General features: G+C 62.3%; 26 protein-coding genes. 12 read left to right on the forward strand and 14 right to left on the reverse strand.

Annotation, left to right across the window (positions count from 1 at the left end; genetic code table 11):
* Positions 1-87: 87 nt before the first annotated feature.
* The 10 genes from JET17_RS21650 (at position 88) to JET17_RS21695 (ending at position 7,101) form a co-directional block, all read left to right on the forward strand.
* Positions 88-1,062 (forward strand): KpsF/GutQ family sugar-phosphate isomerase, encoded by a 975-nt coding sequence (locus JET17_RS21650; RefSeq protein ID WP_012316070.1) that lies wholly within the window; start codon positions 88-90, stop codon positions 1,060-1,062.
* A 15-nt stretch (positions 1,063-1,077) separates the two neighbouring features.
* Positions 1,078-1,602, forward strand: coding sequence for a KdsC family phosphatase (locus JET17_RS21655; RefSeq protein WP_042111715.1), 525 nt, complete (start codon positions 1,078-1,080; stop codon positions 1,600-1,602).
* 7 nt (positions 1,603-1,609) lie between these two features.
* Entirely contained in the window at positions 1,610-2,182 is a 573-nt protein-coding gene (gene lptC / locus JET17_RS21660; protein WP_012316072.1) for an LPS export ABC transporter periplasmic protein LptC, read from the forward strand.
* Positions 2,169-2,693: a lipopolysaccharide transport periplasmic protein LptA gene (lptA, locus tag JET17_RS21665; RefSeq protein ID WP_012316073.1), complete on the forward strand. Its 525-nt coding sequence runs from the start codon at positions 2,169-2,171 to the stop codon at positions 2,691-2,693. The genes lptC and lptA overlap by 14 nt, the downstream gene beginning before the upstream one ends.
* On the forward strand, positions 2,694-3,419 hold the full coding sequence (gene lptB / locus JET17_RS21670) for an LPS export ABC transporter ATP-binding protein (protein ID WP_012316074.1): 726 nt from the start codon (positions 2,694-2,696) through the stop codon (positions 3,417-3,419).
* Positions 3,420-3,593: 174 nt separating this feature from the next.
* The gene (locus JET17_RS21675; RefSeq protein ID WP_012316075.1) at positions 3,594-5,087 is read left to right on the forward strand and encodes an RNA polymerase factor sigma-54; all 1,494 of its coding nucleotides are present in this window, start codon (positions 3,594-3,596) and stop codon (positions 5,085-5,087) included.
* A 79-nt stretch (positions 5,088-5,166) separates the two neighbouring features.
* Positions 5,167-5,475, forward strand: a complete 309-nt coding sequence (gene hpf / locus JET17_RS21680) for a ribosome hibernation-promoting factor, HPF/YfiA family (RefSeq protein ID WP_012316076.1) — start codon at positions 5,167-5,169, stop codon at positions 5,473-5,475.
* An 11-nt stretch (positions 5,476-5,486) separates the two neighbouring features.
* The gene (gene ptsN / locus JET17_RS21685; protein ID WP_012316077.1) at positions 5,487-5,951 is read left to right on the forward strand and encodes a PTS IIA-like nitrogen regulatory protein PtsN; all 465 of its coding nucleotides are present in this window, start codon (positions 5,487-5,489) and stop codon (positions 5,949-5,951) included.
* Between the two features lie 2 nt (positions 5,952-5,953).
* Positions 5,954-6,808, forward strand: coding sequence for an RNase adapter RapZ (gene rapZ, locus JET17_RS21690; RefSeq protein ID WP_012316078.1), 855 nt, complete (start codon positions 5,954-5,956; stop codon positions 6,806-6,808).
* Positions 6,809-6,828: 20 nt separating this feature from the next.
* Positions 6,829-7,101, forward strand: a complete 273-nt coding sequence (locus JET17_RS21695) for an HPr family phosphocarrier protein (RefSeq protein ID WP_012316079.1) — start codon at positions 6,829-6,831, stop codon at positions 7,099-7,101.
* A gap of 63 nt (positions 7,102-7,164) precedes the next feature.
* Here JET17_RS21695 and JET17_RS21700 read toward each other — a convergent pair whose 3' ends face one another.
* The 6 genes from JET17_RS21700 to pmbA form a co-directional block, all read right to left on the reverse strand.
* A complete protein-coding gene (locus JET17_RS21700; RefSeq protein ID WP_012316080.1) occupies positions 7,165-8,058 on the reverse strand; it encodes a ZIP family metal transporter in 894 nt (297 codons plus the stop codon).
* Positions 8,059-8,069: 11 nt separating this feature from the next.
* A complete protein-coding gene (locus tag JET17_RS21705) occupies positions 8,070-8,681 on the reverse strand; it encodes a superoxide dismutase (protein WP_012316081.1) in 612 nt (203 codons plus the stop codon).
* Position 8,682: 1 nt separating this feature from the next.
* Complete coding sequence (locus JET17_RS21710) at positions 8,683-9,144, reverse strand: hypothetical protein (protein ID WP_012316082.1); 462 nt, start codon at positions 9,142-9,144, stop codon at positions 8,683-8,685.
* 27 nt (positions 9,145-9,171) lie between these two features.
* Positions 9,172-10,548 carry a class II fumarate hydratase gene (locus JET17_RS21715; protein ID WP_012316083.1) on the reverse strand — a complete coding sequence of 459 codons (1,377 nt, stop codon included), beginning with the start codon at positions 10,546-10,548 and terminating at the stop codon, positions 9,172-9,174.
* A complete protein-coding gene (locus tag JET17_RS21720) occupies positions 10,541-10,942 on the reverse strand; it encodes a FagA protein (protein WP_190273316.1) in 402 nt (133 codons plus the stop codon). The genes JET17_RS21715 and JET17_RS21720 overlap by 8 nt, the downstream gene beginning before the upstream one ends.
* Positions 10,943-11,069: 127 nt before the next feature.
* The gene (pmbA, locus tag JET17_RS21725) at positions 11,070-12,416 is read right to left on the reverse strand and encodes a metalloprotease PmbA (protein ID WP_012316085.1); all 1,347 of its coding nucleotides are present in this window, start codon (positions 12,414-12,416) and stop codon (positions 11,070-11,072) included.
* A gap of 155 nt (positions 12,417-12,571) precedes the next feature.
* On the opposite strand from pmbA, the gene yjgA reads away from it, so the two are divergent.
* Entirely contained in the window at positions 12,572-13,093 is a 522-nt protein-coding gene (gene yjgA / locus JET17_RS21730) for a ribosome biogenesis factor YjgA (RefSeq protein ID WP_012316086.1), read from the forward strand.
* Positions 13,094-13,134: 41 nt separating this feature from the next.
* Here the strand turns inward: yjgA and tldD are convergent, their stop codons facing one another.
* The 8 genes from tldD to mreB all read right to left on the reverse strand — a co-directional run bounded on the left by tldD (position 13,135) and on the right by mreB (position 24,250).
* Positions 13,135-14,574, reverse strand: a complete 1,440-nt coding sequence (gene tldD, locus JET17_RS21735; protein WP_012316087.1) for a metalloprotease TldD — start codon at positions 14,572-14,574, stop codon at positions 13,135-13,137.
* Positions 14,575-14,576: 2 nt separating this feature from the next.
* Positions 14,577-15,428, reverse strand: a complete 852-nt coding sequence (locus JET17_RS21740) for a carbon-nitrogen hydrolase family protein (protein ID WP_012316088.1) — start codon at positions 15,426-15,428, stop codon at positions 14,577-14,579.
* Between the two features lie 14 nt (positions 15,429-15,442).
* Positions 15,443-19,258 carry a YhdP family protein gene (locus JET17_RS21745; protein WP_042111718.1) on the reverse strand — a complete coding sequence of 1,272 codons (3,816 nt, stop codon included), beginning with the start codon at positions 19,256-19,258 and terminating at the stop codon, positions 15,443-15,445.
* 82 nt (positions 19,259-19,340) lie between these two features.
* Complete coding sequence (rng, locus tag JET17_RS21750) at positions 19,341-20,798, reverse strand: ribonuclease G (RefSeq protein WP_012316090.1); 1,458 nt, start codon at positions 20,796-20,798, stop codon at positions 19,341-19,343.
* Positions 20,799-20,852: 54 nt separating this feature from the next.
* Positions 20,853-21,464, reverse strand: a complete 612-nt coding sequence (locus JET17_RS21755) for a Maf family protein (RefSeq protein WP_012316091.1) — start codon at positions 21,462-21,464, stop codon at positions 20,853-20,855.
* A 33-nt stretch (positions 21,465-21,497) separates the two neighbouring features.
* The gene (mreD, locus tag JET17_RS21760) at positions 21,498-21,986 is read right to left on the reverse strand and encodes a rod shape-determining protein MreD (protein WP_012316092.1); all 489 of its coding nucleotides are present in this window, start codon (positions 21,984-21,986) and stop codon (positions 21,498-21,500) included.
* Entirely contained in the window at positions 21,986-23,032 is a 1,047-nt protein-coding gene (gene mreC / locus JET17_RS21765; RefSeq protein ID WP_233100455.1) for a rod shape-determining protein MreC, read from the reverse strand. Before mreC ends, mreD begins: the two co-directional genes overlap by 1 nt.
* A gap of 180 nt (positions 23,033-23,212) precedes the next feature.
* Positions 23,213-24,250, reverse strand: coding sequence for a rod shape-determining protein MreB (gene mreB / locus JET17_RS21770; protein ID WP_003255163.1), 1,038 nt, complete (start codon positions 24,248-24,250; stop codon positions 23,213-23,215).
* 204 nt (positions 24,251-24,454) lie between these two features.
* Between mreB and gatC the strand changes: the two genes are divergently transcribed.
* Positions 24,455-24,742, forward strand: coding sequence for an Asp-tRNA(Asn)/Glu-tRNA(Gln) amidotransferase subunit GatC (gene gatC, locus JET17_RS21775; RefSeq protein ID WP_012316094.1), 288 nt, complete (start codon positions 24,455-24,457; stop codon positions 24,740-24,742).
* Positions 24,743-24,746 lie beyond the last annotated feature (4 nt).

A 24,746-nucleotide genomic window follows, 5' to 3' on the forward strand; every position in this document is an offset into this window, starting at 1 on the left:
TGTCTTTTCATTGCTCAATCGAAAGGGTGAGGCTTTCTTCCATTGCGGCTATAATCGCCGCCTTTTCATCAGGCATTGCTTTTCGACATGAGCCAATCCAGTGAGCTGATCCAGTCCGCCCAGCGCACCCTGCGCCTGGAAATCGAGGCCGTACAAGGCTTGACGGCCAGCATCGATGCCAACTTCGTCAAGGCCTGCGAGCTGATCCTGGCGAGCAAGGGCCGCGTCGTGGTGGTCGGTATGGGCAAGTCAGGGCACATCGGCAACAAGATCGCCGCAACCCTGGCCAGCACCGGCACGCCGGCGTTTTTCGTGCATCCAGCCGAAGCCAGCCATGGCGACATGGGCATGATCACCCGTGGCGATATCATCCTGGCCCTGTCCAATTCCGGCAGCACTGCCGAAATCGTCACCTTGCTGCCGCTGATCAAGCGCCTTGGCATCGAGCTCATCAGCATGACCGGCAACCCCGACTCCCCGCTGGCCCAGGCCGCCGAGGTCAACCTCGATGCCCGTGTCGCCCATGAGGCTTGCCCGCTGAACCTGGCGCCCACCTCCTCGACCACGGCAGCACTGGTGCTGGGCGACGCCCTGGCCATTGCCCTGCTCGAAGCGCGCGGCTTTACCGCAGAAGACTTCGCCTTTTCGCACCCCGGTGGCGCACTGGGCCGTCGCCTGCTGCTCAAGGTCGAGAACGTCATGCACGCTGGCACCGAGCTGCCCCAGGTACAACGTGGCACACTGCTCAAGGACGCCCTCCTTGAAATGTCCCGCAAAGGCCTGGGCATGACCGTGGTCGCCGAAGCGGACGGCAAGCTGGCCGGGATCTTCACCGACGGTGACCTGCGCCGCAGCCTGGACCGCAACATCGACGTGCACACCACCCTGATCGACCAAGTCATGACCGTGCACGGCAAGACAGCCCGCGCCGAGATGCTCGCCGCCGAAGCACTGAAGATCATGGAAGACCACAAGATCAGCGCCCTGGTGGTGGTGGACAAGGACGACCGCCCGGTCGGTGCCCTGAACATGCACGACCTGCTGCGCGCAGGCGTGATGTAAATGAGAACGACGCAAATGACCCAGAACCTGATGCAGCGCGGCAAGGCCATCAAGCTTGCCGTGTTCGATGTGGACGGTGTGCTCACCGATGGCCGCCTTTACTTCCTCGAAGATGGGAGCGAATTCAAGACGTTCAACACACTTGACGGCCAAGGCATCAAGATGCTGATGGCTTCGGGCGTGACCACGGCAATTATCAGCGGGCGCAAAACCCCGGTGGTCGAGCGTCGAGCGAAAAACCTCGGCATTCCACATCTGTTTCAGGGCCGCGAAGACAAACTGGTGGTGCTCGACGGCCTGCTCGCCGAACTGGGCCTAAGCTATGAGCAGGTCGCCTATCTGGGCGACGACCTGCCCGACCTGCCGGTCATTCGCAAGGTCGGCCTGGGTATGGCCGTGGCCAATGCCGCGCACTTCATTCGCCAGCATGCCGACGGCGTGACCCAGGCACGCGGCGGCGAGGGTGCCGCTCGCGAATTCTGTGAGCTTATCATGCAGGCCCAGGGCACCCTGGACGCTGCCAACGCCAACTACCTGTAGGTTGCCCATGCTCAGCAAGAAAGCCCGCAATATTGCGCTGCTCGCGGTAATCGCCGCCATGCTGGCGGCAATAGGCTACTGGAATGTCAGCCCCGAGAGCTTCCTCGACAAGCCGGTAGCACCGGTGGACGAAAGCGCTATCGACTATTATGCGATCAACGCCCACAGCGTACAGTTCTTGCCCGATGGCAAGTTGCAGTATGAAATGACCGCCGACAAGGTCGAACACCTCAAGGCCACCGAGGTCACATTGGTGACCACGCCCGACCTGCATATGTACCGGGGCACCGAATACCCCTGGCACATACAGAGCGTGCGCGCCGAGGTCAACCCGGACGGCACCGAAGTCGAGCTGATCGACAAGGTGCGCGTGGCCCGCACCGATGAAAAGCAGCGTGAGACCATCATTACCAGCTCACGCATGACCGTGTTCCCGCAGAAGCAATATGCGCAGACCGAGCAAGCCGTTAGAATCGACGGCGCCGGTGGCACAACTACGGGCAAAGGAATGAAAGCGTATTTGAAAGAAGGCAGGATGGACCTGCTCTCTAACGTAAGAGGACAGTATGAGGCTCGTTAAAACCCTCCCCCTTTTGCTCAGCCTGAGCGCAGCACTGGGAAGCGCGAGCGCCTTCGCCCTGCCGACCGACCGTGACCAGCCTATCCGCATCCAGGCCGACAACGCGCACCTGGACGACAAGCAAGGCGTAGCCACCTACACCGGTGACGTGATCATCACTCAGGGCTCGATGATGATCAAAGGCAATACCGTGACCATGACCCGCGCCGCCAACGGTGACATCGACGTGGTCACTTCGGTGGGCAACCTGGCCTATTTCGAGCAGCAGCAAAGCGCTGCAAAGCCTGACAAGATGAAAGGCTGGGCCGTGACCATCCAGTATCAGGCACAAAAGGACACAGTGATTCTCACCGACCGCGCCAAGGTCGAAAACGAAGGCAACACCACCGAAGGCGAAAAGATCGTCTACAACACCAAGTCCCAGGTTGCGACCGCCGGTCGCGGCGGCAACGTGACTCAGCCACGTCAGCGCATCGACATGGTGATCCAGCCGAAGAAGAAGGCCGAGTAAATGGCAACCCTCAAAGCCCAACACCTGGCCAAGAGCTACAAAGGGCGCCAAGTCGTGCGTGACGTCAGCCTGTCGATCGACAGCGGCCAGATCGTCGGCCTGCTAGGCCCCAACGGCGCCGGCAAGACCACCTGCTTCTATATGATCGTCGGCCTGGTACAGGCCGACCAGGGGCGCGTACTCATCGACAGCCTCGATGTCAGCCACCAGCCCATGCATGGGCGCGCACGCGCCGGCATCGGCTACCTGCCACAGGAAGCCTCGATCTTCCGCAAGCTGTCGGTGGCCGACAACATCATGGCCATCCTCGAGACCCGCAAGGAGCTCGACCGTGAGGGCCGCCGCAAGGAGCTGGAAAGCCTGCTGCAGGAGTTCCACATCAGCCACATCCGCGACAACCTCGGCATGAGCCTTTCCGGCGGCGAGCGTCGCCGTGTCGAGATCGCACGCGCCCTGGCAACCGCCCCCAAGTTCATCCTGCTGGACGAACCCTTCGCTGGCGTCGACCCCATTTCGGTCGGTGACATCAAGCAGATCATCCACCACCTCAAGGCCAAGGGCATCGGCGTACTGATCACCGACCACAACGTCCGCGAGACCCTGGACATCTGCGAAACCGCCTATATCGTCAATGACGGGCAACTGATCGCCGAGGGCGATGCGCAGACCATCCTGGCCAACGAACTGGTCAAGGAAGTTTACCTGGGCCACGAGTTCCGACTCTGATTCAGGGACGCGCCTGGAGCACTGGTTTTACAGCCTTGAATGGGCTTAAGTTGTTACAGTGCTCTAGGCAAACGCTACAATTTAAGGCATAAAACTTGCTTGAAATTGGCGCTCCGGCGCCCTCGTGTAGTGGATGGCGCATGCGCGCCGGCGAACAAGGTATTAGCCCCTGCCATGAAACCATCGCTCGTCCTAAAAATGGGCCAGCAACTGACGATGACCCCGCAGTTGCAACAGGCCATCCGCCTACTCCAGCTCTCTACCCTGGACCTTCAGCAGGAAATCCAGGAAGCGCTGGAGTCCAATCCGATGCTCGAACGTCAGGAAGACGGCGAAGACTTCGACAACAGCGACCCGATGGCGGACAACGCCGAGAGCAAGCCGGCCGCCGAAGTCCAGGACAACAGCTTTCAGGAAAGCACCACCAGTGCCGAGACCCTGGAAGACGGTGAGTGGAACGAGCGCATCCCCAATGAGCTTCCGGTCGACACGGCCTGGGAAGACATCTACCAGACCAGCGCCAGCAGCCTGCCGAGCAACGATGACGACGAGTGGGACTTCACCACCCGCACATCAGCCGGCGAAAGCCTGCAAAGCCACCTGCTGTGGCAGTTGAACCTGGCACCGATGTCCGATACCGACCGTCTGATCGCAGTCACCCTTATCGACAGCATCAACGGCCAAGGTTATCTGGAAGACACGATCGAAGAGATCTGCGCCGGTTTCGATCCGGAGCTGGATATCGAGCTGGACGAAGTCGAAGCGGTGCTGCACCGTATCCAGCAGTTCGAGCCTGCAGGTGTCGGTGCACGCAACCTGGGTGAGTGCCTGTTGCTGCAACTGCGCCAACTACCGGCAAGCACTCCATGGATGGCCGAGGCCAAGCGCCTGGTCACCGAGTTCATCGACCTGTTGGGTGGGCGCGACTACAGCCAGCTGATGCGCCGCATGAAGCTCAAGGAGGACGAGCTGCGCCAGGTCATCGAACTGGTTCAGAGCCTCAACCCGCGCCCGGGATCGCAAATCGAGTCCAGTGAGCCGGAATACGTGGTGCCCGATGTCATCGTGCGCAAGGACAGCGATCGCTGGCTGGTCGAACTGAACCAGGAAGCGATCCCGCGTCTGCGGGTCAACCCGCAATATGCCGGTTTCGTCCGCCGGGCCGACACCAGCGCCGACAACACCTTCATGCGCAACCAGTTGCAGGAAGCACGCTGGTTCATCAAGAGCCTGCAAAGCCGCAACGAAACGCTGATGAAAGTCGCCACACAGATCGTCGAGCATCAGCGCGGCTTCCTGGACCACGGCGACGAGGCAATGAAACCATTGGTACTGCATGACATCGCCGAAGCCGTGGGCATGCACGAGTCGACCATCTCGCGGGTGACCACGCAGAAATTCATGCACACGCCACGCGGCATCTACGAACTGAAATACTTTTTCTCGAGCCATGTCAGCACCTCCGAGGGCGGAGAATGCTCGTCCACGGCAATCCGCGCGATCATCAAGAAACTGGTTGCGGCGGAAAATCAGAAAAAGCCATTGAGTGACAGCAAGATCGCTGGTTTACTGGAGGCACAAGGCATCCAGGTAGCCCGTCGCACCGTCGCCAAGTACCGCGAGTCTCTCGGCATCGCACCGTCGAGCGAACGCAAGCGACTGATGTAGCCCCTCGGATCTGCCACAGCGTTTGTGGGGCAGGTGCAAGACCTGCCTCTTTATGCACGGGCAACAAAGGAGAAGCTGTATGCAAGTCAATATCAGTGGACAGCATGTAGAAGTCACCGAGCCGCTGCGCGATTACGTGCTTGAAAAACTCGCCAGGGTGGAAAGTCACTTCGACAAGATCACCAACGTGCAGGTCATCATGAAAGTCGAGAAGCTGCAGCAGAAGGTCGAAGCGATCCTGCAGATTCCAGGCGGTGAAGTGGTTGCCAACGCCGAACACGAAGACATGTATGCAGCGATCGATGCCTTGGCCGACAAGCTCGACCGCCAACTGAAAAAACACAAGGAAAAACAGCAAAGTCTGCTGCAAGGTGCAGCCGCCCGCTGATCCCCTCATCCATGATCCGACTTGAAACCATCCTGACCCCCGGCCGTTCCTTGGTGAACGTGCCGGGCGGCAGTAAGAAGCGCGCCCTGGAAACGGTCGCCAAACTTATTCACGATCAAGTACCCGAGCTGGAGATGCAAGACGTCTTCGAAAAGCTGATCGGTCGCGAAAAGCTCGGTTCCACAGGCTTCGGCAATGGCATCGCCATACCCCACTGCCGACTCGAAGGCTGCACTTCTCCCGTCAGTGCCCTGCTGCACCTGGATGCTCCGATCGACTATGACGCCATCGATGGCGCGCCAGTCGACCTGCTGTTCATCCTTCTGGTGCCGGAGGCTGCCACCGACGCCCATCTGGAACTGCTGCGCCAGATCGCCAGCATGCTGGATCGCAAGGAAGTTCGCGAGCGCCTGCGTGCCGCCAACAGCAGCGAGGCCCTGTACCAGGTAGTCCTGGACGCACAGAACGAGCACTGAACATGCGCCTGATCATCGTCAGCGGCCGGTCCGGCTCCGGCAAGAGTACCGCCCTCGATGTGCTGGAAGACAACGGCTTTTACTGTATCGATAACCTGCCTGCCGGTTTACTGCCGCAGTTGGCGGAAAACGCGTTGATCCATACAGAGTTGCTGCAGCCGAAAGTGGCAGTGTCCATTGATGCCCGCAACCTTCCCAGCCACCTGTCACGCTTCCCTGAACTGCTCGCTGAAGCGCGTGGCCGACATATCCAGTGCGATGTGCTGTTTCTCGACGCCGACGAGGACACGCTGCTCAAGCGCTTCTCCGAAACGCGCCGGCGTCATCCGCTGACAAATGCGGATCGCTCACTGGCCGAAGCGATTCGCGTGGAAAGCGAACTGTTGGGGCCAATCTCCGACCTCGCCGACCTGAAGATCGACACCACCAGCCTCAACCTTTATCAACTGCGCGACTCGATCAAGTTGCGCCTGCTCAATCAGCCCGAGCCCGGCACTGCATTCCTGGTCGAATCGTTCGGCTTCAAGCGTGGCATGCCGGTCGATGCAGACCTGGTTTTCGATGTGCGCTGCCTGCCCAACCCGTACTGGAAGCCCGAACTGCGTGAGCATTCAGGCCTGGATCAGCCGGTTATCGACTACCTTGCCGCACAGCCGGATGTCGAAGAGATGTTCACCGACATCTCGACCTACCTGCTCAAATGGCTGCCCCGCTTCGCCGCCAGCAACCGCGCCTACGTCACCATCGCCATTGGCTGCACAGGTGGCCACCACCGCTCGGTGTACATCACCGAGCGCCTCGGCCAACTGCTGCAACAGTCCCTGAAAAACGTCCAGGTCCGCCACCGCGACCTCTAGCCCACAGGATCCGCACCACGATGCCCGCCCGCGAAATCACCATCATCAACAAGCTGGGCCTGCATGCCCGGGCGGCCGCCAAGTTCGTCGGAGTAGCCGGGCGGTTCCCCTGCCAGGTGCGGGTGGGCCGCGCGCCCGATAAGCTGGTGGACGGCAAGAGCATCATGGCCGTGATGATGTTGGCGGCTGGCAAAGGCACCCAGGTGCACCTGCACACCGAGGGTGAGCAGGACAGCGATGCGCTGGACGCACTGGTGGCGTTGATCAACAACTACTTCGACGAAGGCGAATAAGCCACCTCAAATTCAGGCTGGCCTCATCGCCGGCAAGCCGGCGATAGGGCCGTCAATACCAATTCAAGACATCGCCGTATCCATCACCATCATCAGGCAAAAACCCACGCACAGCCCGAGGCTGGCCAAACGGTGATGCCCATTGCTGCGCGACTCGGGGATGATTTCCTGGGTCACCACCAACAACATCGCCCCTGCCGCACAGGCCAGGCCCAGCGGTAGCAGCAATTCGGCGACATTCACCAGCCAGGCACAGATCACCGCTGCCAGTGGCTCCACCAACCCCGACGCTGCACCAATCAGAAACGCCTTGAACCGCGGCATCCCCGCCCCTGCCAGCACCAGCGCAATGACCAATCCTTCGGGTACATCCTGCAAGGCAATACCCATGGCCAGGCTGTCAGCGTCGGCCATGCCACCGCCCGCCGACACACCGATAGCCATGCCTTCGGGAATGTTGTGGCCGATGATGGCGATCACGAACAGCCAGATTCGCGCCGCGATCACCGGCTGCCTCTCGTTGCCGACCAAGGCCTCGGGCGAAGCACCTGAGACTTTAAGATCGACCACGAACAGGCACATCGCACCGAACAGTAAACCGGCACTGATCAGGCCACCCGCGCCCCAAGGGCTGAAACCTATGGACTGAGCGGCATCCAGCCCAGGGATTATCAGCGAGAAAGCGGTGGCCGCCAGCATCACACCGGCACCGAAACCCAATAAGGTATCGGCCAGGGCCACCGGCATGTTTCGAATCACCAGCACCGGTACCGCGCCCAGTGCAGTTCCCAGCGCGCACAATGCGCCGCCCTCCAGTGCGCGCAGCATGCGCGGGTCCAGGTCCAACCAGGCGATACCCCGGGCCACCAGCAAGGCTGTGCCAACCAAGAGCAGCAAAGTACCCAGCGCCAGCCGGAACAGACGCACACTACTGACCGACATCACCTCTGAGCGCATACCGGTCCGACTCACTGGCTGGCTTCGAGATAACGACGTTCCACTTCGGCCCAGTCAATTACGTTGTAGAAAGCCCCAATGTATTCCGGGCGACGGTTCTGGTACTTCAAGTAGTAGGCGTGCTCCCACACATCCAGGCCGAGGATCGGTGTGTTGCCATGCATCAGTGGGCTGTCCTGGTTGCCGCTGCTTTCCACCACGAGTTTCTGCTCAGGGGTCATGCTGAGCCAGGCCCAGCCGCTGCCGAAGCGGGTCAGCGCAGCTTTGGTGAAAGCTTCCTTGAACGCCTCGAAACCACCCAGTTCAGACTCGATGGCCTTGGCCACCAGGCCCTGTGGCTGGCCACCGCCTATGGGCGACATGACCTTCCAGAACAGCGAATGGTTGGCGTGACCACCCCCATGGTTGGTCACCGCGCCTCGCAGGTTCTCCGGCAACTGTTTGACCGCAGCAACCAGCTTTTCAACCGGCCATTCAGCCCACTCGGTACCTTCGAGCGCGGCATTGAGGCCGCTGACGTAAGTCTGGTGGTGCTTGGTGTGGTGGATCTCCATAGTCTGGGTATCGATGTGCGGTTCCAGCGCATCGTAGGCATAAGGCAGCGCAGGCAAGGTATGAGGCATATCAATGGATTCCGTAAGCTGGGGTTGGGGGCGGCAGGCCCGGCTGGGCAGCCAGTTCACTGGCCAAAGGCGCCTGGCGATCGAGCAGGCGCTCGGTGCGCGGATACTGGCCGTACTCGGCAATGAAGCTCAGCAATTGGGTGTAAGTGCGCCCGCTGTGACGCAGCGCAGCATCACGCAGCGCCTGCGGCAAGCGCGCTTCGTGGCTGGCCTGGAGCAGGCGCTGGTGAGCGGCGCACAGGTAGTCGGCGCTCTCCTGCGGCTGGTTCAGGCGCAGGTGCAGGTCGGCCAGGTTGTGATGCGCGATGACGAACGCCGCCACCGCTTCATCGACGTCATGCCAGCGCTCGAACAGCACCTGGGCCAGAGCCAGGGCTTGCAGGTAGAGCTCCCGGGCATCAACCAGCTCGCCCTGTTCGAACAGGCAGTTAGCGGCCTCGGTGGTGCGTTTCCAGTGCTGCATGACATGTCTCCTGGGCGCTGACGGGGGTCAGATGCCCCCAGCGGTGAGTTTTTCCGGGTCCAGCAGCGCCTCGAGCTGATCGCGCGACAGGTCGGTATGCTCCAGCGCCACGTCGATGATCGGCCGGCCCTGTTTGTAGGCGGTCTTGGCGATCTCAGCGGCCTTGAGGTAGCCGATGATCGGGTTCAGCGCGGTGACCAGGATCGGGTTGCGCGCCAGGGCTTCCTTGAGCTTGCCCTCATTGACCTTGAAGCTGGAGATGGCCTTGTCGGCCAGCAGGCGGCTGGCATTGGCCATCAGCTCGATGCTCTCCAGCAGGTTGCGGGCAATCACCGGCAGCATCACGTTGAGCTCGAAGTTGCCCGACTGGCCGGCAATGGCGATGGTCGCGTCGTTGCCGATCACCTGGGCGGCCACCATGGCTGTGGCTTCCGGGATCACCGGGTTGACCTTGCCCGGCATGATCGAGGAGCCAGGCTGCAGGCCTTGCAGTTCGATTTCACCGAGGCCGGCGAGCGGGCCGGAGTTCATCCAGCGCAGGTCGTTGGCGATTTTCATCAGTGCCACGGCAGTGGTCTTGAGCTGGCCGGACAGCGCCACGGCGGTGTCCTGGGAGCCGATCAGGGCGAACAGGTTCTGTCCCCGGGTGAACTCGACCTGGGTGAGGCCGCTCAGCTGACGGGCAAAGCTTGCGGCGAACTGCGGATGGGCGTTGATCCCGGTGCCAACGGCAGTGCCACCCTGGGCCAGGGCCTGAAGGCTCGGCAGGGTCGCTTCGATGTGCGCGTTGGCGCCTTTGATCTGTGCTGCCCAGCCATCGAGCACCTGGCTCATGCGCACCGGCATGGCATCCATCAGATGGGTACGGCCAGTCTTCACGTACTGATGCACTTGCACCGATTTGGCCTCGATCACCTCAACCAGGTGAGCCAGGGCGGGCAGCAACTGCTCATGCAGCGCCAGTGCGGCACTGACATGGATGGTGGTCGGGATGATGTCGTTGCTGCTCTGGCCGCAGTTGACGTGGTCGATGGCACTGACCTGCTCACCGAGCAGGCGGCTGGCCAGGGTGGCGATCACCTCGTTGGCATTCATGTTCGAGCTGGTGCCGGAGCCAGTCTGGTACACGTCCACCGGGAAGTGCTGGATGAAGTCCTCGGCGAGCAGGTGCTCGACCGCCTTGACGATGGCTTGGCCCTGGGCGGCGGAAATCTGCTCCAGCTCGATGTTGGCCTTGGCTGCCGCAGCCTTGGCCAGCAGCAGAGCACGAATGAACTGGGCCGGCATACGTTGGCCGCTGATCGGGAAGTTGTCGACCGCGCGCTGGGTCTGAGCGCCATACAGGGCCAGGGCCGGCACCTGCAGTTCACCCATGCTGTCACGCTCGATACGGGTATCACTCATCATCAAATCCTTGCATCAGTTCATCGGGAGGAATGGACGGCAGCAACCGGCAATTGGCCAGTTGCAGGGCGTAGGGTTGCCAGCGCTGGTTCTGATCCAGGCGGTCCAGGTTGCGCAGTTCAAGCAGGGGGCGCCAGGCCTGATCCAGGCACTGGCAACGCCAATGCCATGGCAGCATGCGATCGCAGGCGGTATCCAGCAGCAGGCGGAAAGAGGTCAGCGCCACCGTCCATGGCGAGGTATCCGTGCAGCAGACCAGGTAGCGGCCTTCGGCAAGGTAGTGCTCGATCAGGCGCGGCTCGTCAGGTTCGAGCGCGCAGCGGATGCGCCGGCTGAGCCAGCGCCAGTTTTCCAGGTAGGGCAGTTCGCGCAGGGCAGGTTTCATGAACATCATCACCAAAGCACTTGGGTAATGATTTTCATTATTAAATGATAACCTTAATCACTTCAAGCGCAGGTTGAGCAAAAAAAACCCGGCACAGTGGCCGGGTTCCGAGGTTTTTGCTTACCGCGTTGACAATTCAGCTACCTGCAACGGTCATCCGCTCGATCAACACCGAGCCCGTGTGTATATTGCTACGGGTTTCAAGATCACTGCCAATCGCCACAATCTGCTGGAACATGTCTTTCATGTTGCCGGCAATCGTCACTTCCTGCACCGCATGCTGGATCTCGCCATTCTCAACCCAGAAACCTGCAGCACCGCGCGAGTAGTCGCCCGTGACCATGTTCAGGCCATGGCCCATCAGCTCAGTCACCAGCAAACCGCGCCCCATGCGCCGGATCAGTGCCGCCTGATCTTCGATGCCATGGGTGACATACAGGTTATGCACGCCGCCGGAATTGGCCGTGCTTGGCAAGCCGAGCTTGCGACCGGAATAGGTACCCAGCAGGTAAGACACCAGCTCCCCTTTATCGACAAACGGCTTGGCATAAGTCGCCAGGCCATCACCGTCGAATGCCGCGCTGCCAAGGGCACGCGGAATATGTGGGCGCTCATCCAGCGTCAGCCAGCTGGGGAACAGACGCTGGCCAATGGCACCATCGAGGAACGACGACTTGCGGTACAGGTTGCCACCAGAAATGGCCGACAAGAAGCTGCCGAACAGACCACCCGCCAGTTCGGCGGAGAACAGCACCGGCACTTCGCAGGTCTTGACCGGACGCGCACCGAGTCGGCTGGCTGCTCGCAGTGCCGCGCGCTGGCCAATGCTGCGCGGGTCGGCCAACAGCTGGCCCTGGCGGTTGACGTCATACCAGTAATCACGCTGCATCTGGCCTTCACCTTCAGCGATCATCACGCAGCTCAGGCTGTGCCGGGTCGATGCGTAGCCGCCGATGAAGCCATGGCTGTTGCCATAGACACGGCAACCCTGATGGGTATTGAGGGTGGTGCCATCGGCGTTGAGAATGCGTGGGTCAGCGTCGAATGCCGCAGCCTCACAGGCCAGCGCCATCTCGATGGCTTTCTCGGGCTCCAGATCCCAGTCATGGTAAAGATCCAGGTCAGGGATCTCGCGCGCCATCAGCGCCGCATCAGCCAGCCCCGAGCACTCGTCTTCGGAGGTGTGCCTGGCAATGGCCAAGGCGGCGGCAACGGTTTCGCGAATTGCCTCCGGCCCACTGGCCGAGGTGCTGGCCGAGCCCTTGCGCTGGCCAACATAGAGGGTGATGCCAAAGCCTTGGTCACGGTTGAACTCTACCGTCTCGACCTCACGCTGGCGCACCGTGGTGGACAAGCCCTGCTCCAGCGATACCGCCACTTCGCAGGCGCTGGCACCCTGCCGGCTCGCCTCGGCGATGATCGCTTCGACCTGCTCCTGCAACGCTGGCAGGTCCTTGGGGCCTACGCTCTGGACTGCACTCATGGTTTTCTCCACTCAAATTCTGCGTTCGGCGAGGGTCATTCTACGACCGGGCCGGACAAGCGGCCCCCGGGTGGTTATCATGGCGGCAATTTCTATGCCTTGTACGAAAAGTGCCTGCGCGGCGACTTTTCATAAAACTTAAACGGACTGCCACCATGGTTGATTCATACGACGACGCCTTCGACGGCGAAAAAAGCAAAACCCAGATCAAGCGCGAGTTGCATGCGCTGGTCGAACTCGGCGAACGCTTGACCACGGTCAAGGCCGATACCCTGGCGCGCCTGCCGTTGACCGACGAGCTGCGCAAAGCCTTGGCCGAAGCCTGCAAGCACACCGCCCATGGCGCACGCAAACGGCATATGTCGTTCGTCGGCAAGCTGATGCGCGACCAGGACCTGGACGCCATCCACGCGGTACTCGAGCAGATCGACAGCTCCAGCCGCCAGTACAACGAGCGCTTCCACAACCTGGAGCGCTGGCGGGACCGCCTGATCGACGGTAACGACGAGGACCTTGAACGCTTCGTCAACGAATACCCCGACACCGACCGTCAGCAACTGCGTTCGCTGATCCGTCACGCCCAGCACGAGAAGGCGCGGAATAAGCCGCCTGCCGCTGCGCGCAAGGTATTCAAGTACATCCGCGACCTCGACGAGCTTCAGCGCGGCCTGCGCTGAACCCCGCCACCTGGGGCTGCCCTGCAGCCCCGGGGCATGCATCACGCGCCGGTACCACCGACGGTGATCGCGTCCAGCTTCAATGTCGGCTGGCCAACCCCTACCGGCACCGATTGCCCATCCTTGCCGCACGTGCCCACACCGCTGTCCAACGCAAGATCGTTACCCACCATCGACACTCGGCTCATGGCCTCGGGCCCGTTGCCGATCAGCGTCGCGCCCTTGACCGGCGCGGTGATTTTCCCGTCTTCGATCAGATAGGCTTCGCTGGTCGAGAACACGAACTTGCCGCTGGTGATGTCCACCTGGCCACCGCCAAGGTTGGCGCAATAGATGCCTTTCTTCACTGAAGCGATGATTTCCTGGGGGTCGCTTTCCCCGGCACGCATGTAGGTGTTGGTCATGCGTGGCATCGGCAGGTGGGCGTAGGATTCGCGGCGGCCGTTACCGGTCACCGCCATCCCCATCAGGCGTGCATTGAGTTTGTCCTGCATGTAGCCCTTGAGCACGCCGTTCTCGATCAGCGTGGTGCATTCGGTCGGCGTGCCCTCGTCGTCGACACTCAGCGAGCCGCGGCGGCCCTCCAGGGTGCCGTCGTCTACGATAGTGCACAGGCTCGAAGCCACCTTCTCGCCGATCCGGCCACTGAACGCCGAGCTGCCCTTACGGTTGAAATCGCCTTCCAGACCGTGGCCGACCGCTTCATGCAACAGCACACCCGACCAGCCGGAACCCAGCACCACCGGCAAGGTACCAGCTGGCGCAGGAATGGCCTCCAGGTTCACCAAGGCCTGGCGCAGCGCCTCACGGGCATAACCCATGACCCGTTCCTCGGTGAAGAAGCGGTAGTCGGTACGCCCGCCGCCGCCCTGCCCGCCCCGTTCGCGCCGACCATTTTGCTCGACGATGACACTGACGTTGAAGCGCACCAGCGGCCGCACGTCAGCGGCCAGGCTGCCGTCGGCCGCAGCGATCAGAATGCGCTCCCAAACCCCGGCCATGCTCACGCTGACCTGCTGGATACGCGGGTCGAGCGCCCGCGTGGCGGCATCGACACGTTTGAGCAGCTCGACCTTTTCAGCACGGCTGAGCACGTCCAGCGGGTTGTCCGGTGCATACAGGGCCGTCACGTCCTGGCTGCGGAACGCCTGAACAGTGCCATTCTGGCCGGCGCGGGAAATCGAACGCGCCGCACGGGCTGCCGAAGTCAGAGCCTCGAGGTTGATCGCGTTGCTGTAGGCGAAACCGGTTTTCTCACCCGACTGGGCACGCACGCCCACGCCCTGGTCAAGGTTGAAGCTGCCCTCTTTGACAATGCCGTCCTCCAGCGCCCAGGTTTCCGAGATCTGGCCCTGGAAGTACAGGTCGGCGGCGTCGATGCCCGGCCCGGCCAACTCGCCCAGTACAGCCTGCAGGCTGTCCAGGGTCAGTCCGCCTGGGGCCAGGAGCTGCTCGCTGACGGTGGATAACATCTGGCTCATAGTCACTCCGAGGTGTGCGCAGGCCGCAAGGCGTCCTGCGAAAAAAAGCGCCGGTGCGAGGCAACCGGCATGCGCGCCCGAATGGACGCTTGTTCATCACTGTCGCGCTCGGCGAGCAATACCGCTTCGCCTTGCGCCTGTTCGGCGACGATCCGCCCCCAGGGGTCGACGATCGCCGCGTGCCCATAGGTCTCCCGCGGGCCTGGATGGGTACCGCCCTGTGCTGCGGCCAGCACATAGCACTGGGTTTCAATGGCCCGGGCACGAATCAGCACTTCCCAATGCGCCGCGCCTGTGACCGCAGTGAACGCCGCTGGTGCCGTGATCAGTTGCGCGCCGGCACTGCGCAGCGCGCTGTACAGTTCCGGGAAACGCAGGTCGTAGCAGACGGTCAAGCCCAAGCGACCTGCCGGCGTGTCGGCTACCACCACTTGCGCGCCGTGGGCATAGTCGTCGGATTCACGGTAACGGCCGCGGTTATCGGCCACGTCCACGTCGAACAAGTGCAGCTTGTCGTAGCGCGCCACCACCTCACCGTGCTCGTCGATCAAAAGCGAGCAGGCATGCGCCTTGGCATCAGGCTGATCGGCAGGTGGCAGCGGCAAGGTGCCGGCAACAATCCATAATCTGAGGTCGCGGGCCGTGCGTTTCAACCAGGGCAGTATCGGACCCTCACCCAGGGCCTCGGCTCGGCCGATCGCAGCGGCGTCCTTGCGCCCCATGGCGGCAAAATTTTCTGGCAGCACCGCCAGCCTGGCGCCACCGAATGCCGCCTGTTCCAGCAAGGCACCCGCACGCTGCAAGTTGGCCAGCACATCGTCCTGGCTGACCATCTGGATCACCGCTACTTTCATGGGCACTCCTGGCACTACTTGTTGAACGGTTTCACAAAGGTGATTCTAGGCTCTTTCCACGGCCCTTCGATGCGATAGTGCACGCTGGCGAAGCGCGATACCCGGTCACCGATCAGCCTATCGACCAGGAACAGCGCGCCACCGACCGCCGGTGCGCCGACGATCAGCGCGGCCAGCGGCAGGTTGTTGGTCACAGGCAGGGAGACCTGCAGGTTGGCGTCCACCCGGTCGCGAACGAGGTCCAGCGTACCGTCGAGCTCGAAGTTGCTCGAAGGCCCGGTCACGCTGATCGGCTCGCGGGTCACGTAGACGCCGTCACTGGCTACCAGTAAGCCTTTTACCCGGTCATAGGCCAGGCCCTTGTCAAACAGGTCGGAGAAGTCCAGGCGCAGGCGCCGACCGATGGAGTTGAAGTTGAGCAGGCCGAACACCCGCAAGGCTTGCGCGCCGCCCTCCACCTCGACGAACTGGCCCGTGCGCAACGCCGCATCCATGCTGCCCGAGAAGCGGTTTAGGCCAACCCAGGCAGGCGAACCGGGCCAGCGGCCATCCACATCCAGACGAAAGTCGCGACTGGTCACCGTAGGCGCGAAGCCCCAGGCCGTAAGCACGTCGGCCAGGTTCTTGCCATCCAGGCGCCCCTTGTACCAACTACTGGTCGCACCGCTTTCACCTTCCCAGCCGCCCCGGCCGTCGATGTGCAGGCCTTTGAAGACGAGGTCGATATCCTGAGCTGCCACGCCTCGAGCGGTCGGGCGCAGCTTCAGCGCCAGGTTGCCGTACAGGTCGTCGCCGCGGTACAGCTTGTCGATGGTCAGGTCCAGTGCCGGTACCTTGCGTGGGTCGAAAGAGGCCAGCGGGTCAGGGCCTTCCTCGGCCTGTGCTTGCGCCGGGTCCGCTGGTGGCAGGCGCAAGGTCTGCAGGCGCACGGTCATCGGTGCGCCCTTGGCATCGGGTAAACGCGCATTGCCGATGACTTCCTTGCTGTCCAGGCGCAGATCCCATGCAGGGCCTCCCCGGGCCAGACGCACGACCGCCTGGTTCAGGTCCATGCCGAGGGCCTTCAACTGGCCGATGCTCAGGTCTACGCTCTGCAGAGTCTGCCGGGCACTTGCGCCAGGATCGTCGCCACTCATCTGCGTCATCTGGGCCTGCCAGGGCGCCAGGTCCAGGCTCTCGAGGCGCCCCCGTACACGCAGGCCCTGCCCAGCTGGCACCTGCGCCTGCCCTGCCCCCAGCAGCAGTTCGCCGCGACCTTGCTCCAGGTTTTGGCTGGGCGCTGCATAGGCAAAGCGGGCAAGGTCGGCGTAGGCAGCATCCAGACGCCGCTCAGGCCCTTGCAGGGTCATGCTGAATCGGCTCTCACGGGTATCTGCTGCGGCCTTGCCGAACGGCGCAGGCAAATCGATTACAAGGCCTTTGAGCGACGAATTCACGCTCAGACTGTTGTCGCGGCTGCCAAGGTTGAGTTGCAACTGATAGGGCAGGTCGCCAGACGCCGGCAAGGGCTGCTTGACCTGCAGCCAGTCGGTCAAGGCCCGCAGCGACACCTGGCCATTTGCGTTGATACGCGTCTGCATCTGCCCAGGCTGACCCTCGGCAGTGATCTGCGCGGTCACCGGTTTGCCAAATGCCTGCAGGGCGATGTTCTTCCCGCTCAGCCCCTTGTCGAGATCAAAACTGAAATCGCCCTTGAGTCGGCTCAGCTCCAGGCTTGGCGGCGCAACCTTGAGGCGTGCATCGGAGGTGGCAAAGTCGACCTGTACCTTCGGGCGTTGTCCTCGGGCCAGGGGGATGTCGAGCTTGAGCTTGCCCTTGAGCGGCCCCTCGCCCTCCCATCCTGCGAAAATTTCCCCCGTGCCGATAGGCGCTTCCTTGAGAATCCTCAGGCCATCGCCAAGGCTGCCGTCGAAATTGCCATCAAGGTACAGGCGGCTTTGCTCGGCACCGTCCACATGGGGAATGTTGACACTGACGTCAGTCACCTGGGTGTCCAGCAACAGGCCTTTATTGGCCATGATGCGCACGCCACTGTCCTCGATCAGCACATCGCCATCGACGTTTTGCACCTGTGGCCAGCCAGGCTGGAAGTCCAGGGCGGCGTCGTGCACCTTGAAGAACAGGCTGATGCTGCGCGATTCGGGGCTGGCCCCGTGGTTCAGCGAACCTTGGTACTGGAAGTAGCCTTCATCGACGTTGCCCTTGACGATGGCACTGCGCAGCCATTCGTCGAGCGCCGGGCTAAGCACCTCAGGCAGGTATTTGGCGGTGTAGCGCCCATCCCCTTCGGTCAGGCCGACGCGCAGGTCCATGTAGCTCTCGCTGCCTTCATTGAACAGCAGGCGAATCAGGAAGTCCCCGGCGATCTTGCCCTCTTCGCCCAGCACTTTCAGGTAGGGGGCAGCCAGGGTGAAACCCTCTTTGTCGAGGGTATAGGTCAAACGGGCGTTGGCTTTCTGATAATGCCAAGGTTTGGCGAAGATCGGATACAGATGCAACATGAAAGCGTCGGTATCCAGGCGTAGCTCGCCATGGCCCAGGTCTCCGCTGATACTGCCGCTGACATTGCCGGCAGCCGGTGCGCCGTGGTAGGCGTCAAAGCCCACTTTTTCCAGATTGGCAGCGAACTGCAGCCGTTGATCACCCTCGGCCTTGGGCCGCAAGTCGAGGCGCAAGTTACGCACGGCACCGGTCACATTCAGCGCATCGACCGCAGTCATGAATTTTTCAGGCAGTGGCGCCAGTGCATCTATCAAAGGCGTCAGCGGCGCAAGGTCAAGGCGGTCGGCTTGCACCTGCCAGCTTTCCCCTGCGGGTTCCTCACCTGCGCTCTGACGCACCTGCAGCTTCGACTCCCAGCGAGTCTTGCCGATGTTGGCAGCCAGTGAATCGACAACCACATCGAACCCTTGCTCGCGACGCTGGAACCAGGCCGACAAAGCCAGGTTATCCAGTGTTACCGCCTGGCGCTGGGCATAGGCGCCGCGCAACTGAGGGGCATTGAGGCGGACCACCGCCTGCTGCAACCGGCCCTCACCCCAGTCAACCCAGAATTCACCACCGGCGCGCAGGGCTTGGGCCTGCCACTGGCCGAGCAGGCGTGGCGGCAGCCAACGCGCCCAGTCGCTCTGCGGCAGGCTCAGGTAAGCCTCTGCCTTACCGTCGCGCCAGGCCTGGGGCGTTACCCGGCTGCGCAGGTTCAGTGCCAACGGCTGACCGTCAGGCAGGGTCGCACGCAGGTCCAGCGCCTGGCGTGAAGCGCCGGCCTGCAGGCCAAAGCTGACATAGGTAAGAGTCAACGGATCACGCTGCCAGGGCTGCAGGGTGACCTGGCTGTCGAATGCGTCGATACGGCCCAACTGTTGCAGACGCTGCAGCACCTCGGCCGGGTCCAGCGGCGCGTCGTCCTTTTTCGGTAAGCCTTCAAGCGCCCAACCGCCCTGCTCGTTCTCACGCAGGATAAGTTGCAGGCCCGCCAACTGGATACGCGCCAGGCGTACTTCGCGTGCAGTGAGGCTGGCCCACAAGTCGGGCACCAGCTTGACGTCATCCAGGCGCAACGCCGAAGCACCCTCGCCCAACTGCAGGTCACGAACCCGCAGCACCGGCGCCAGGCCACTCCAGCGCCCTTCAAGCGCCCCCACATGCACCGGCAGGCCCAACGCCTGCTCTGCCTTGCTTTCAAGGTCGGCGCGATATTCGGCCACCAGTGGCACCAGCTCCCGGCCGAGGCTGACATAGAGCGCCACCAACACAGCCAGCAGGGCGCAGATGCCCAGCCCCCAACGAGTCAAGGCGACAAGAACGCGGGTCAGACGTCCCATGGCCATGGCCCTCCAGGTCGTTTATCCATGATGGCTCGAAGCAGCGGTTTTGCCAGCCCGAGCACCTTGGACTGGGTATCAGAAAGCCTCAGAGCAGCACCACATCGTACTGCTCCTGCGAGTACATCGACTCGACCTGGAAGCGAATGGTTCGACCGATGAACGTTTCTAGCTCGGCCACGTTGCCGGATTCTTCATCGAGCAGGCGGTCGACCACCTTCTGGTTGGCCAGTACACGATAGCCTTCTGCCTGATAGGCGCGGGCTTCACGAAGGATCTCGCGGAAAATTTCATAACAGATCGTTTCCGGGGTTTTCAGCTTGCCACGCCCCTGGCAGGCGGTGCACGGTTCGCACAGTACCTGCTCCAGGCTCTCACGCGTGCGCTTGCGGGTCATCTGTACCAGGCCCAGCTCGGTGATGCCGATGATGTTGGTCTTGGCATGGTCACGTTCAAGCTGCTTCTCCAGCGTACGCAGCACCTGGCGTTGATGGTCCTCATCCTCCATGTCGATGAAGTCGATGATGATGATCCCGCCAATGTTGCGCAGGCGCAGCTGCCGGGCGATTGCCGTGGCCGCTTCGAGGTTGGTCTTGAAGATGGTCTCTTCGAGGTTGCGGTGGCCGACGAAGGCGCCGGTGTTGACGTCGATGGTAGTCATTGCCTCGGCGGGGTCGACCACCAGATAGCCACCGGACTTGAGCGGCACCTTGCGATCCAGTGCGCGCTGGATTTCGTCCTCGACGCCATACAGGTCGAAGATCGGCCGTTCGCCCGGGTAGTGCTCCAGGCGGTCGGCGATCTCCGGCATCAGTTCGGCAACGAACTGCGTGGTTTTCTGGAAGGTTTCCCGGGAGTCGATGCGGATCTTCTCGATCTTGGGGTTGACCAGGTCGCGCAGTGTGCGCAAGGCCAGGCCAAGATCCTCGTAGATGACCGTCGGGGCACCGCAGGTCTGGATCTGGCTGCCAATCTGCTCCCACAGACGGCGCAGGTAGCGGATGTCCTGCAGGATCTCTTCGGCCCGTGCGCCCTCGGCAGCAGTGCGCAGGATGAAACCGCCAGCGTTCTTGATGTCTTCGCTGTCCATGCAGTCACTGACCACCTGCTTGAGGCGATCACGTTCGGCTTCGTCTTCGATCTTCAGGGAAATACCGACGTGGCTGCTGCGCGGCATGTACACCAGGTAACGCGACGGTATGGACAGCTGGGTGGTCAGCCGTGCGCCCTTGCTACCGATGGGGTCTTTGGTCACCTGCACCACCAGGGCCTGGCCCTCGTGTACCAGTGCAGTGATGGTCTCCACGGCAGAACCTTCGCGCTGGGAAATCTCCGAGGCATGAATGAACGCGGCGCGCTCCAGGCCGATATCGACGAACGCCGCCTGCATGCCTGGTAGCACCCGCACCACTTTGCCCTTGTAGATATTGCCGACGATGCCGCGACGCTGGGTGCGCTCGACGTGCACTTCCTGCAGCACCCCGTTTTCCACCACCGCCACACGCGACTCCATCGGGGTGATGTTGATCAGGATCTCTTCACTCATGGCAGGCTCTCGTCAAAGGTCTTCGGTAATCATGGATCGCGGGCGCCGGGCTGGCTACTGCTGCTTTGTTACCTCTGGAGAAAGCGCCGGCACCTGCCAGCAGGCGATACCGAATTGGGCGAGCAGCTCGGCCGTCTCGCTCAGGGGCAGGCCGACTACCGCCGAATAGCTGCCCTGAAGGCCGGTCACGAATACCGCCCCCAAGCCCTGGATGGCATAACCGCCGGCTTTGTCCACCGGCTCGCCACTGGCCCAATAGCGCTGTGCTTCGTCCGGCTCGATGGCGCGAAAACGTACGTTGCTGGTGACGCAGACACTGAGGCAGCACTGGCCATCGCTCAGCGCCACCGCCGTCAACACCTGATGTTCGCGCCCTGCGAGGTCGGCCAGCATGGCCAAGGCATCTTCACGGTTTTCCGGCTTGCCGAGAATACGACCATCGAGCACCACCGCAGTGTCTGCGCCGAGCACTACGGCCGGGCCGGCAAGGCTGGCAAGGCCAGCCTCAGCCTTGCTCCGGGCCAGGCGTTCGACGTACGCCACGGCGCTTTCATCTGGCAGCGGGGTTTCATCGATGGGGGCGCTGGTGACGGTGAACGGCACGCCGATCTGGGCCAGCAATTCACGACGACGGGGCGAGCCGGAGGCCAGGTAAAGTGGTTTCATGCAGACATCTCCCTGTCGGTGGCGGCTGTGCCGTCAGTTGATATGCAAACGCCGGCGCAGATCACGCAGGGCGAAGCTGATCCACGGCCAGAGCAAGGCGCTGATGACTGCCGACCAGACCAGTGCCAGCGTCGGCAAACGGTTGCCGGTGAGCGCACTGAGCCACAACTGGATCAGCTGGGCGATACCGAAGATCACCAGGATTACCAGGCTCTGCTGCCACATCGGGAACATGCGCAGACGCTGCTGCAGCGACAGCACCAGGAAGGTGATCAGGGTCAGGACCAGGGCATTCTGCCCGAGCAGCGTGCCGTACAGCACGTCCTCGGCCAGGCCCAGCACGAATGCAGTTGTCATGCCGACCTTGTTCGGGACCATGAGGGTCCAGAACGACACCAGCATCGCCAGCCACATGGGCCGGAACACCTCGAGAAACGGTGGCATGGGCGAGACGCTGAGTAGCAGGCCAATGGCAAAGGTCAGCCAGATGACCCACCCGTGGTTACGGCGCGTTTTGGCCATCATTGCCTCCGGGGCTGGGCAGGTGCCGCAGGCGCTGCGGCAGGGCTGGCGGGTGCCGCCGCCGGTGCTGCAGCGGGCGGGGCCGGTACCGCTGTGGCAGGGACCGCGGGCGTGGCCGGGGCAGGCGTTGCAGGTGCAGGCGTAACGGGGGCAGCGGGCTCGCCATTGGCACCAGGCTGAGCAGGGCTCGCTGCGTCTTTGCGGTCTGCCTCTTCCTGGGCGAGCGCCGCGTCGGTGGCACGCTGCTCCGGAGAGCGCCGGTCGCTGAACACCAGCAACATGTAGCGGCTGCGATTGAGCGCGGCGGTCGGAATGGCGCGCACTATCGCGAACGGCTGGCCGGAGTCATGGATCACTTCGTTGACCGTGGCCACCGGGTAGCCGGCCGGGAAGCGCTGGCCCATGCCGGAGCTCACCAACAAGTCGCCTTCCTTGATATCAGCCGTGTCGGCAACATGGCGCAGCTCCAGACGCTCCGGGTTGCCAGTACCGCTGGCAATCGCGCGCAGGCCGTTACGGTTGACCTGTACCGGGATGCTGTGGGTGGTGTCGGTCAGCAGCAACACTCGTGCGGTGTAGGGCATCAGCTCGACCACCTGACCCATCAGGCCGCGGGCATCGAGCACCGGCTGGCCAAGGAACACACCGTCGCGCTCGCCTTTGTTGATCAGGATACGATGGGTGAACGGGTTAGGGTCGACGCCGATCAGCTCGGCCACCTCGACCTTCTCGTTGACCAGTGCGGAGGAGTTGAGCAACTCGCGCAGGCGCACGTTCTGCTCGGTCAGGGCCGCCAGCTTCTGCAAGCGCCCCTGCAGCAGCAGGGCTTCGGTCTTGAGTTTCTCGTTTTCCGCGATCAGTTCGTTACGGCTGCCGAACTGGCCCGCCACGCCTTGCCACATCCGCTGAGGCAAGTCGGTGATCCAGTACGATTCCATCAGTACCAGGCCCATCTGGCTGCGCACGGGCTTGAGCAGGTCAAAGCGCGCATCGACCACCATCAGCGCGACCGAAAGCACCACCAATACGAGCAGGCGAACGCCCAGCGAAGGGCCCTTGGAGAAAAGCGGTTTAATGGGCCGTTCCTCGTGGACGACTCAGGAAGTCATTGGACATGGGACAACGCACCAGCCTGGTTGCGGGTTGACGGAAGCGGCGCCCCAACGGACGCCAGCCCAACGCATACAGGTAGCACTGCGCGTGCCACCTGTAAACCGGGCGCTCGATCACTCGCTGGAGAGCAGGTCCATCGCGTGCTTGTCCATCATCTCCAGGGCGCGACCGCCACCACGGGCCACGCAGGTCAGCGGGTCCTCGGCAACGATAACCGGCAAGCCGGTTTCCTGGGCCAGCAGTTTGTCGAGGTCACGCAGCAGCGCGCCACCACCGGTCAGCACCAGGCCACGCTCGGCGATGTCGGAGGCCAGCTCCGGCGGAGACTGCTCCAGGGCGCTCTTGACGGCCTGAACGATGGTCGCCAGCGACTCCTGCAGGGCTTCGAGCACTTCGTTGGAGTTCAGGGTGAAGGCACGTGGCACGCCTTCGGCCAGGTTGCGACCGCGCACGTCGACTTCACGCACTTCGCCGCCCGGGTAGGCGGTACCGATTTCCTGCTTGATGCGTTCGGCAGTGGATTCGCCGATCAGGCTGCCGTAGTTGCGGCGCACATAGGTGACGATGGCCTCGTCGAAGCGGTCGCCGCCAACGCGGACAGACTCGGCGTAGACCACGCCATTGAGCGAGATCAGGGCGATTTCAGTAGTACCACCACCGATATCGACGACCATCGAGCCACGGGCTTCTTCGACTGGCAGGCCCGCACCGATGGCAGCGGCCATTGGTTCTTCGATCAGGAACACTTCACGGGCACCGGCACCCAGAGCCGATTCGCGAATGGCGCGGCGCTCTACCTGGGTCGACTTGCACGGCACGCAGATCAGCACGCGAGGGCTGGGCTGCAGGAAGCTGTTCTCGTGAACCTTGTTGATGAAGTACTGCAACATTTTTTCACAAACGCTGAAGTCGGCGATGACGCCGTCCTTCATCGGACGAATGGCAGCAATGTTGCCGGGCGTACGGCCCAGCATGCGTTTGGCTTCGGTACCGACGGCGACGACGCTTTTCTGGTTGCCGTGGGTACGGATGGCAACTACCGAGGGCTCATTCAGGACGATACCGCGCTCACGCACGTAGATAAGGGTGTTGGCAGTACCCAGGTCGATGGAGAGATCGCTGGAAAACATGCCACGCAGTTTCTTGAACATGGGAAAGTGACCCTGGGGAAAGCGTGGGTAAAAAAGTGCGGCAAACTCTAACAATGGCAGGGATTTTGGGCAAGGAGCCAATATGTTAAATTGGTCGTTTTTCCGAGCACGCCAGCAGATGATCGCGGCCGTATGACCGCCAAAATGCCGACATGTTCCTCATCACGGACCTTATTCCGTTCTTTGTTTCCCCTGGAGATACCCATGGCGCTTGAACGCTGCGACGTGGAAAAGATCGCCCATCTGGCCCGCCTGGGCCTGAATGAAGGCGAACTGCCACGCATTACCGATGCACTGAACAGCATTCTCGGGCTGGTCGACCAGATGCAAGCGGTCGACACTACCGGCATCGAGCCCCTGGCCCACCCCCTGGAGGCCAGCCAGCGCCTGCGTCCCGACCAGGTCACCGAAAGCAACCAGCGTGATGCCTACCAAGCTATCGCACCGAAGACCGAAAGCGGTCTGTACCTGGTTCCCAAAGTCATCGAGTAAGGGA

Origin of the sequence: Pseudomonas putida (assembly GCF_016406145.1) — a bacterium.
Lineage (GTDB): Bacteria > Pseudomonadota > Gammaproteobacteria > Pseudomonadales > Pseudomonadaceae > Aquipseudomonas > Aquipseudomonas putida_E.

What these genes read in the sequence shown, in the direction of transcription:
- ptsN (WP_012316077.1), top strand. Translation starts at nt 5,487, where the DNA reads ATGATCCGACTTGAAACCATCCTGACCCCCGGCCGTTCCTTGGTGAAC.
- JET17_RS21715 (WP_012316083.1), bottom strand. Translation starts at nt 10,548, where the DNA reads ATGAGTGATACCCGTATCGAGCGTGACAGCATGGGTGAACTGCAGGTG.
- rapZ (WP_012316078.1), top strand. Translation starts at nt 5,954, where the DNA reads ATGCGCCTGATCATCGTCAGCGGCCGGTCCGGCTCCGGCAAGAGTACC.
- tldD (WP_012316087.1), bottom strand. Translation starts at nt 14,574, where the DNA reads ATGAGCCAGATGTTATCCACCGTCAGCGAGCAGCTCCTGGCCCCAGGC.
- JET17_RS21700 (WP_012316080.1), bottom strand. Translation starts at nt 8,058, where the DNA reads ATGCGCTCAGAGGTGATGTCGGTCAGTAGTGTGCGTCTGTTCCGGCTG.
- gatC (WP_012316094.1), top strand. Translation starts at nt 24,455, where the DNA reads ATGGCGCTTGAACGCTGCGACGTGGAAAAGATCGCCCATCTGGCCCGC.
- hpf (WP_012316076.1), top strand. Translation starts at nt 5,167, where the DNA reads ATGCAAGTCAATATCAGTGGACAGCATGTAGAAGTCACCGAGCCGCTG.
- JET17_RS21720 (WP_190273316.1), bottom strand. Translation starts at nt 10,942, where the DNA reads ATGATGTTCATGAAACCTGCCCTGCGCGAACTGCCCTACCTGGAAAAC.
- JET17_RS21755 (WP_012316091.1), bottom strand. Translation starts at nt 21,464, where the DNA reads ATGAAACCACTTTACCTGGCCTCCGGCTCGCCCCGTCGTCGTGAATTG.
- JET17_RS21710 (WP_012316082.1), bottom strand. Translation starts at nt 9,144, where the DNA reads ATGCAGCACTGGAAACGCACCACCGAGGCCGCTAACTGCCTGTTCGAA.
- lptC (WP_012316072.1), top strand. Translation starts at nt 1,610, where the DNA reads ATGCTCAGCAAGAAAGCCCGCAATATTGCGCTGCTCGCGGTAATCGCC.
- yjgA (WP_012316086.1), top strand. Translation starts at nt 12,572, where the DNA reads ATGGTTGATTCATACGACGACGCCTTCGACGGCGAAAAAAGCAAAACC.
- JET17_RS21740 (WP_012316088.1), bottom strand. Translation starts at nt 15,428, where the DNA reads ATGAAAGTAGCGGTGATCCAGATGGTCAGCCAGGACGATGTGCTGGCC.
- lptB (WP_012316074.1), top strand. Translation starts at nt 2,694, where the DNA reads ATGGCAACCCTCAAAGCCCAACACCTGGCCAAGAGCTACAAAGGGCGC.
- JET17_RS21745 (WP_042111718.1), bottom strand. Translation starts at nt 19,258, where the DNA reads ATGGCCATGGGACGTCTGACCCGCGTTCTTGTCGCCTTGACTCGTTGG.
- JET17_RS21695 (WP_012316079.1), top strand. Translation starts at nt 6,829, where the DNA reads ATGCCCGCCCGCGAAATCACCATCATCAACAAGCTGGGCCTGCATGCC.
- mreB (WP_003255163.1), bottom strand. Translation starts at nt 24,250, where the DNA reads ATGTTCAAGAAACTGCGTGGCATGTTTTCCAGCGATCTCTCCATCGAC.
- JET17_RS21675 (WP_012316075.1), top strand. Translation starts at nt 3,594, where the DNA reads ATGAAACCATCGCTCGTCCTAAAAATGGGCCAGCAACTGACGATGACC.
- mreD (WP_012316092.1), bottom strand. Translation starts at nt 21,986, where the DNA reads ATGGCCAAAACGCGCCGTAACCACGGGTGGGTCATCTGGCTGACCTTT.
- pmbA (WP_012316085.1), bottom strand. Translation starts at nt 12,416, where the DNA reads ATGAGTGCAGTCCAGAGCGTAGGCCCCAAGGACCTGCCAGCGTTGCAG.
- rng (WP_012316090.1), bottom strand. Translation starts at nt 20,798, where the DNA reads ATGAGTGAAGAGATCCTGATCAACATCACCCCGATGGAGTCGCGTGTG.
- JET17_RS21705 (WP_012316081.1), bottom strand. Translation starts at nt 8,681, where the DNA reads ATGCCTCATACCTTGCCTGCGCTGCCTTATGCCTACGATGCGCTGGAA.
- JET17_RS21655 (WP_042111715.1), top strand. Translation starts at nt 1,078, where the DNA reads ATGACCCAGAACCTGATGCAGCGCGGCAAGGCCATCAAGCTTGCCGTG.
- JET17_RS21650 (WP_012316070.1), top strand. Translation starts at nt 88, where the DNA reads ATGAGCCAATCCAGTGAGCTGATCCAGTCCGCCCAGCGCACCCTGCGC.
- lptA (WP_012316073.1), top strand. Translation starts at nt 2,169, where the DNA reads ATGAGGCTCGTTAAAACCCTCCCCCTTTTGCTCAGCCTGAGCGCAGCA.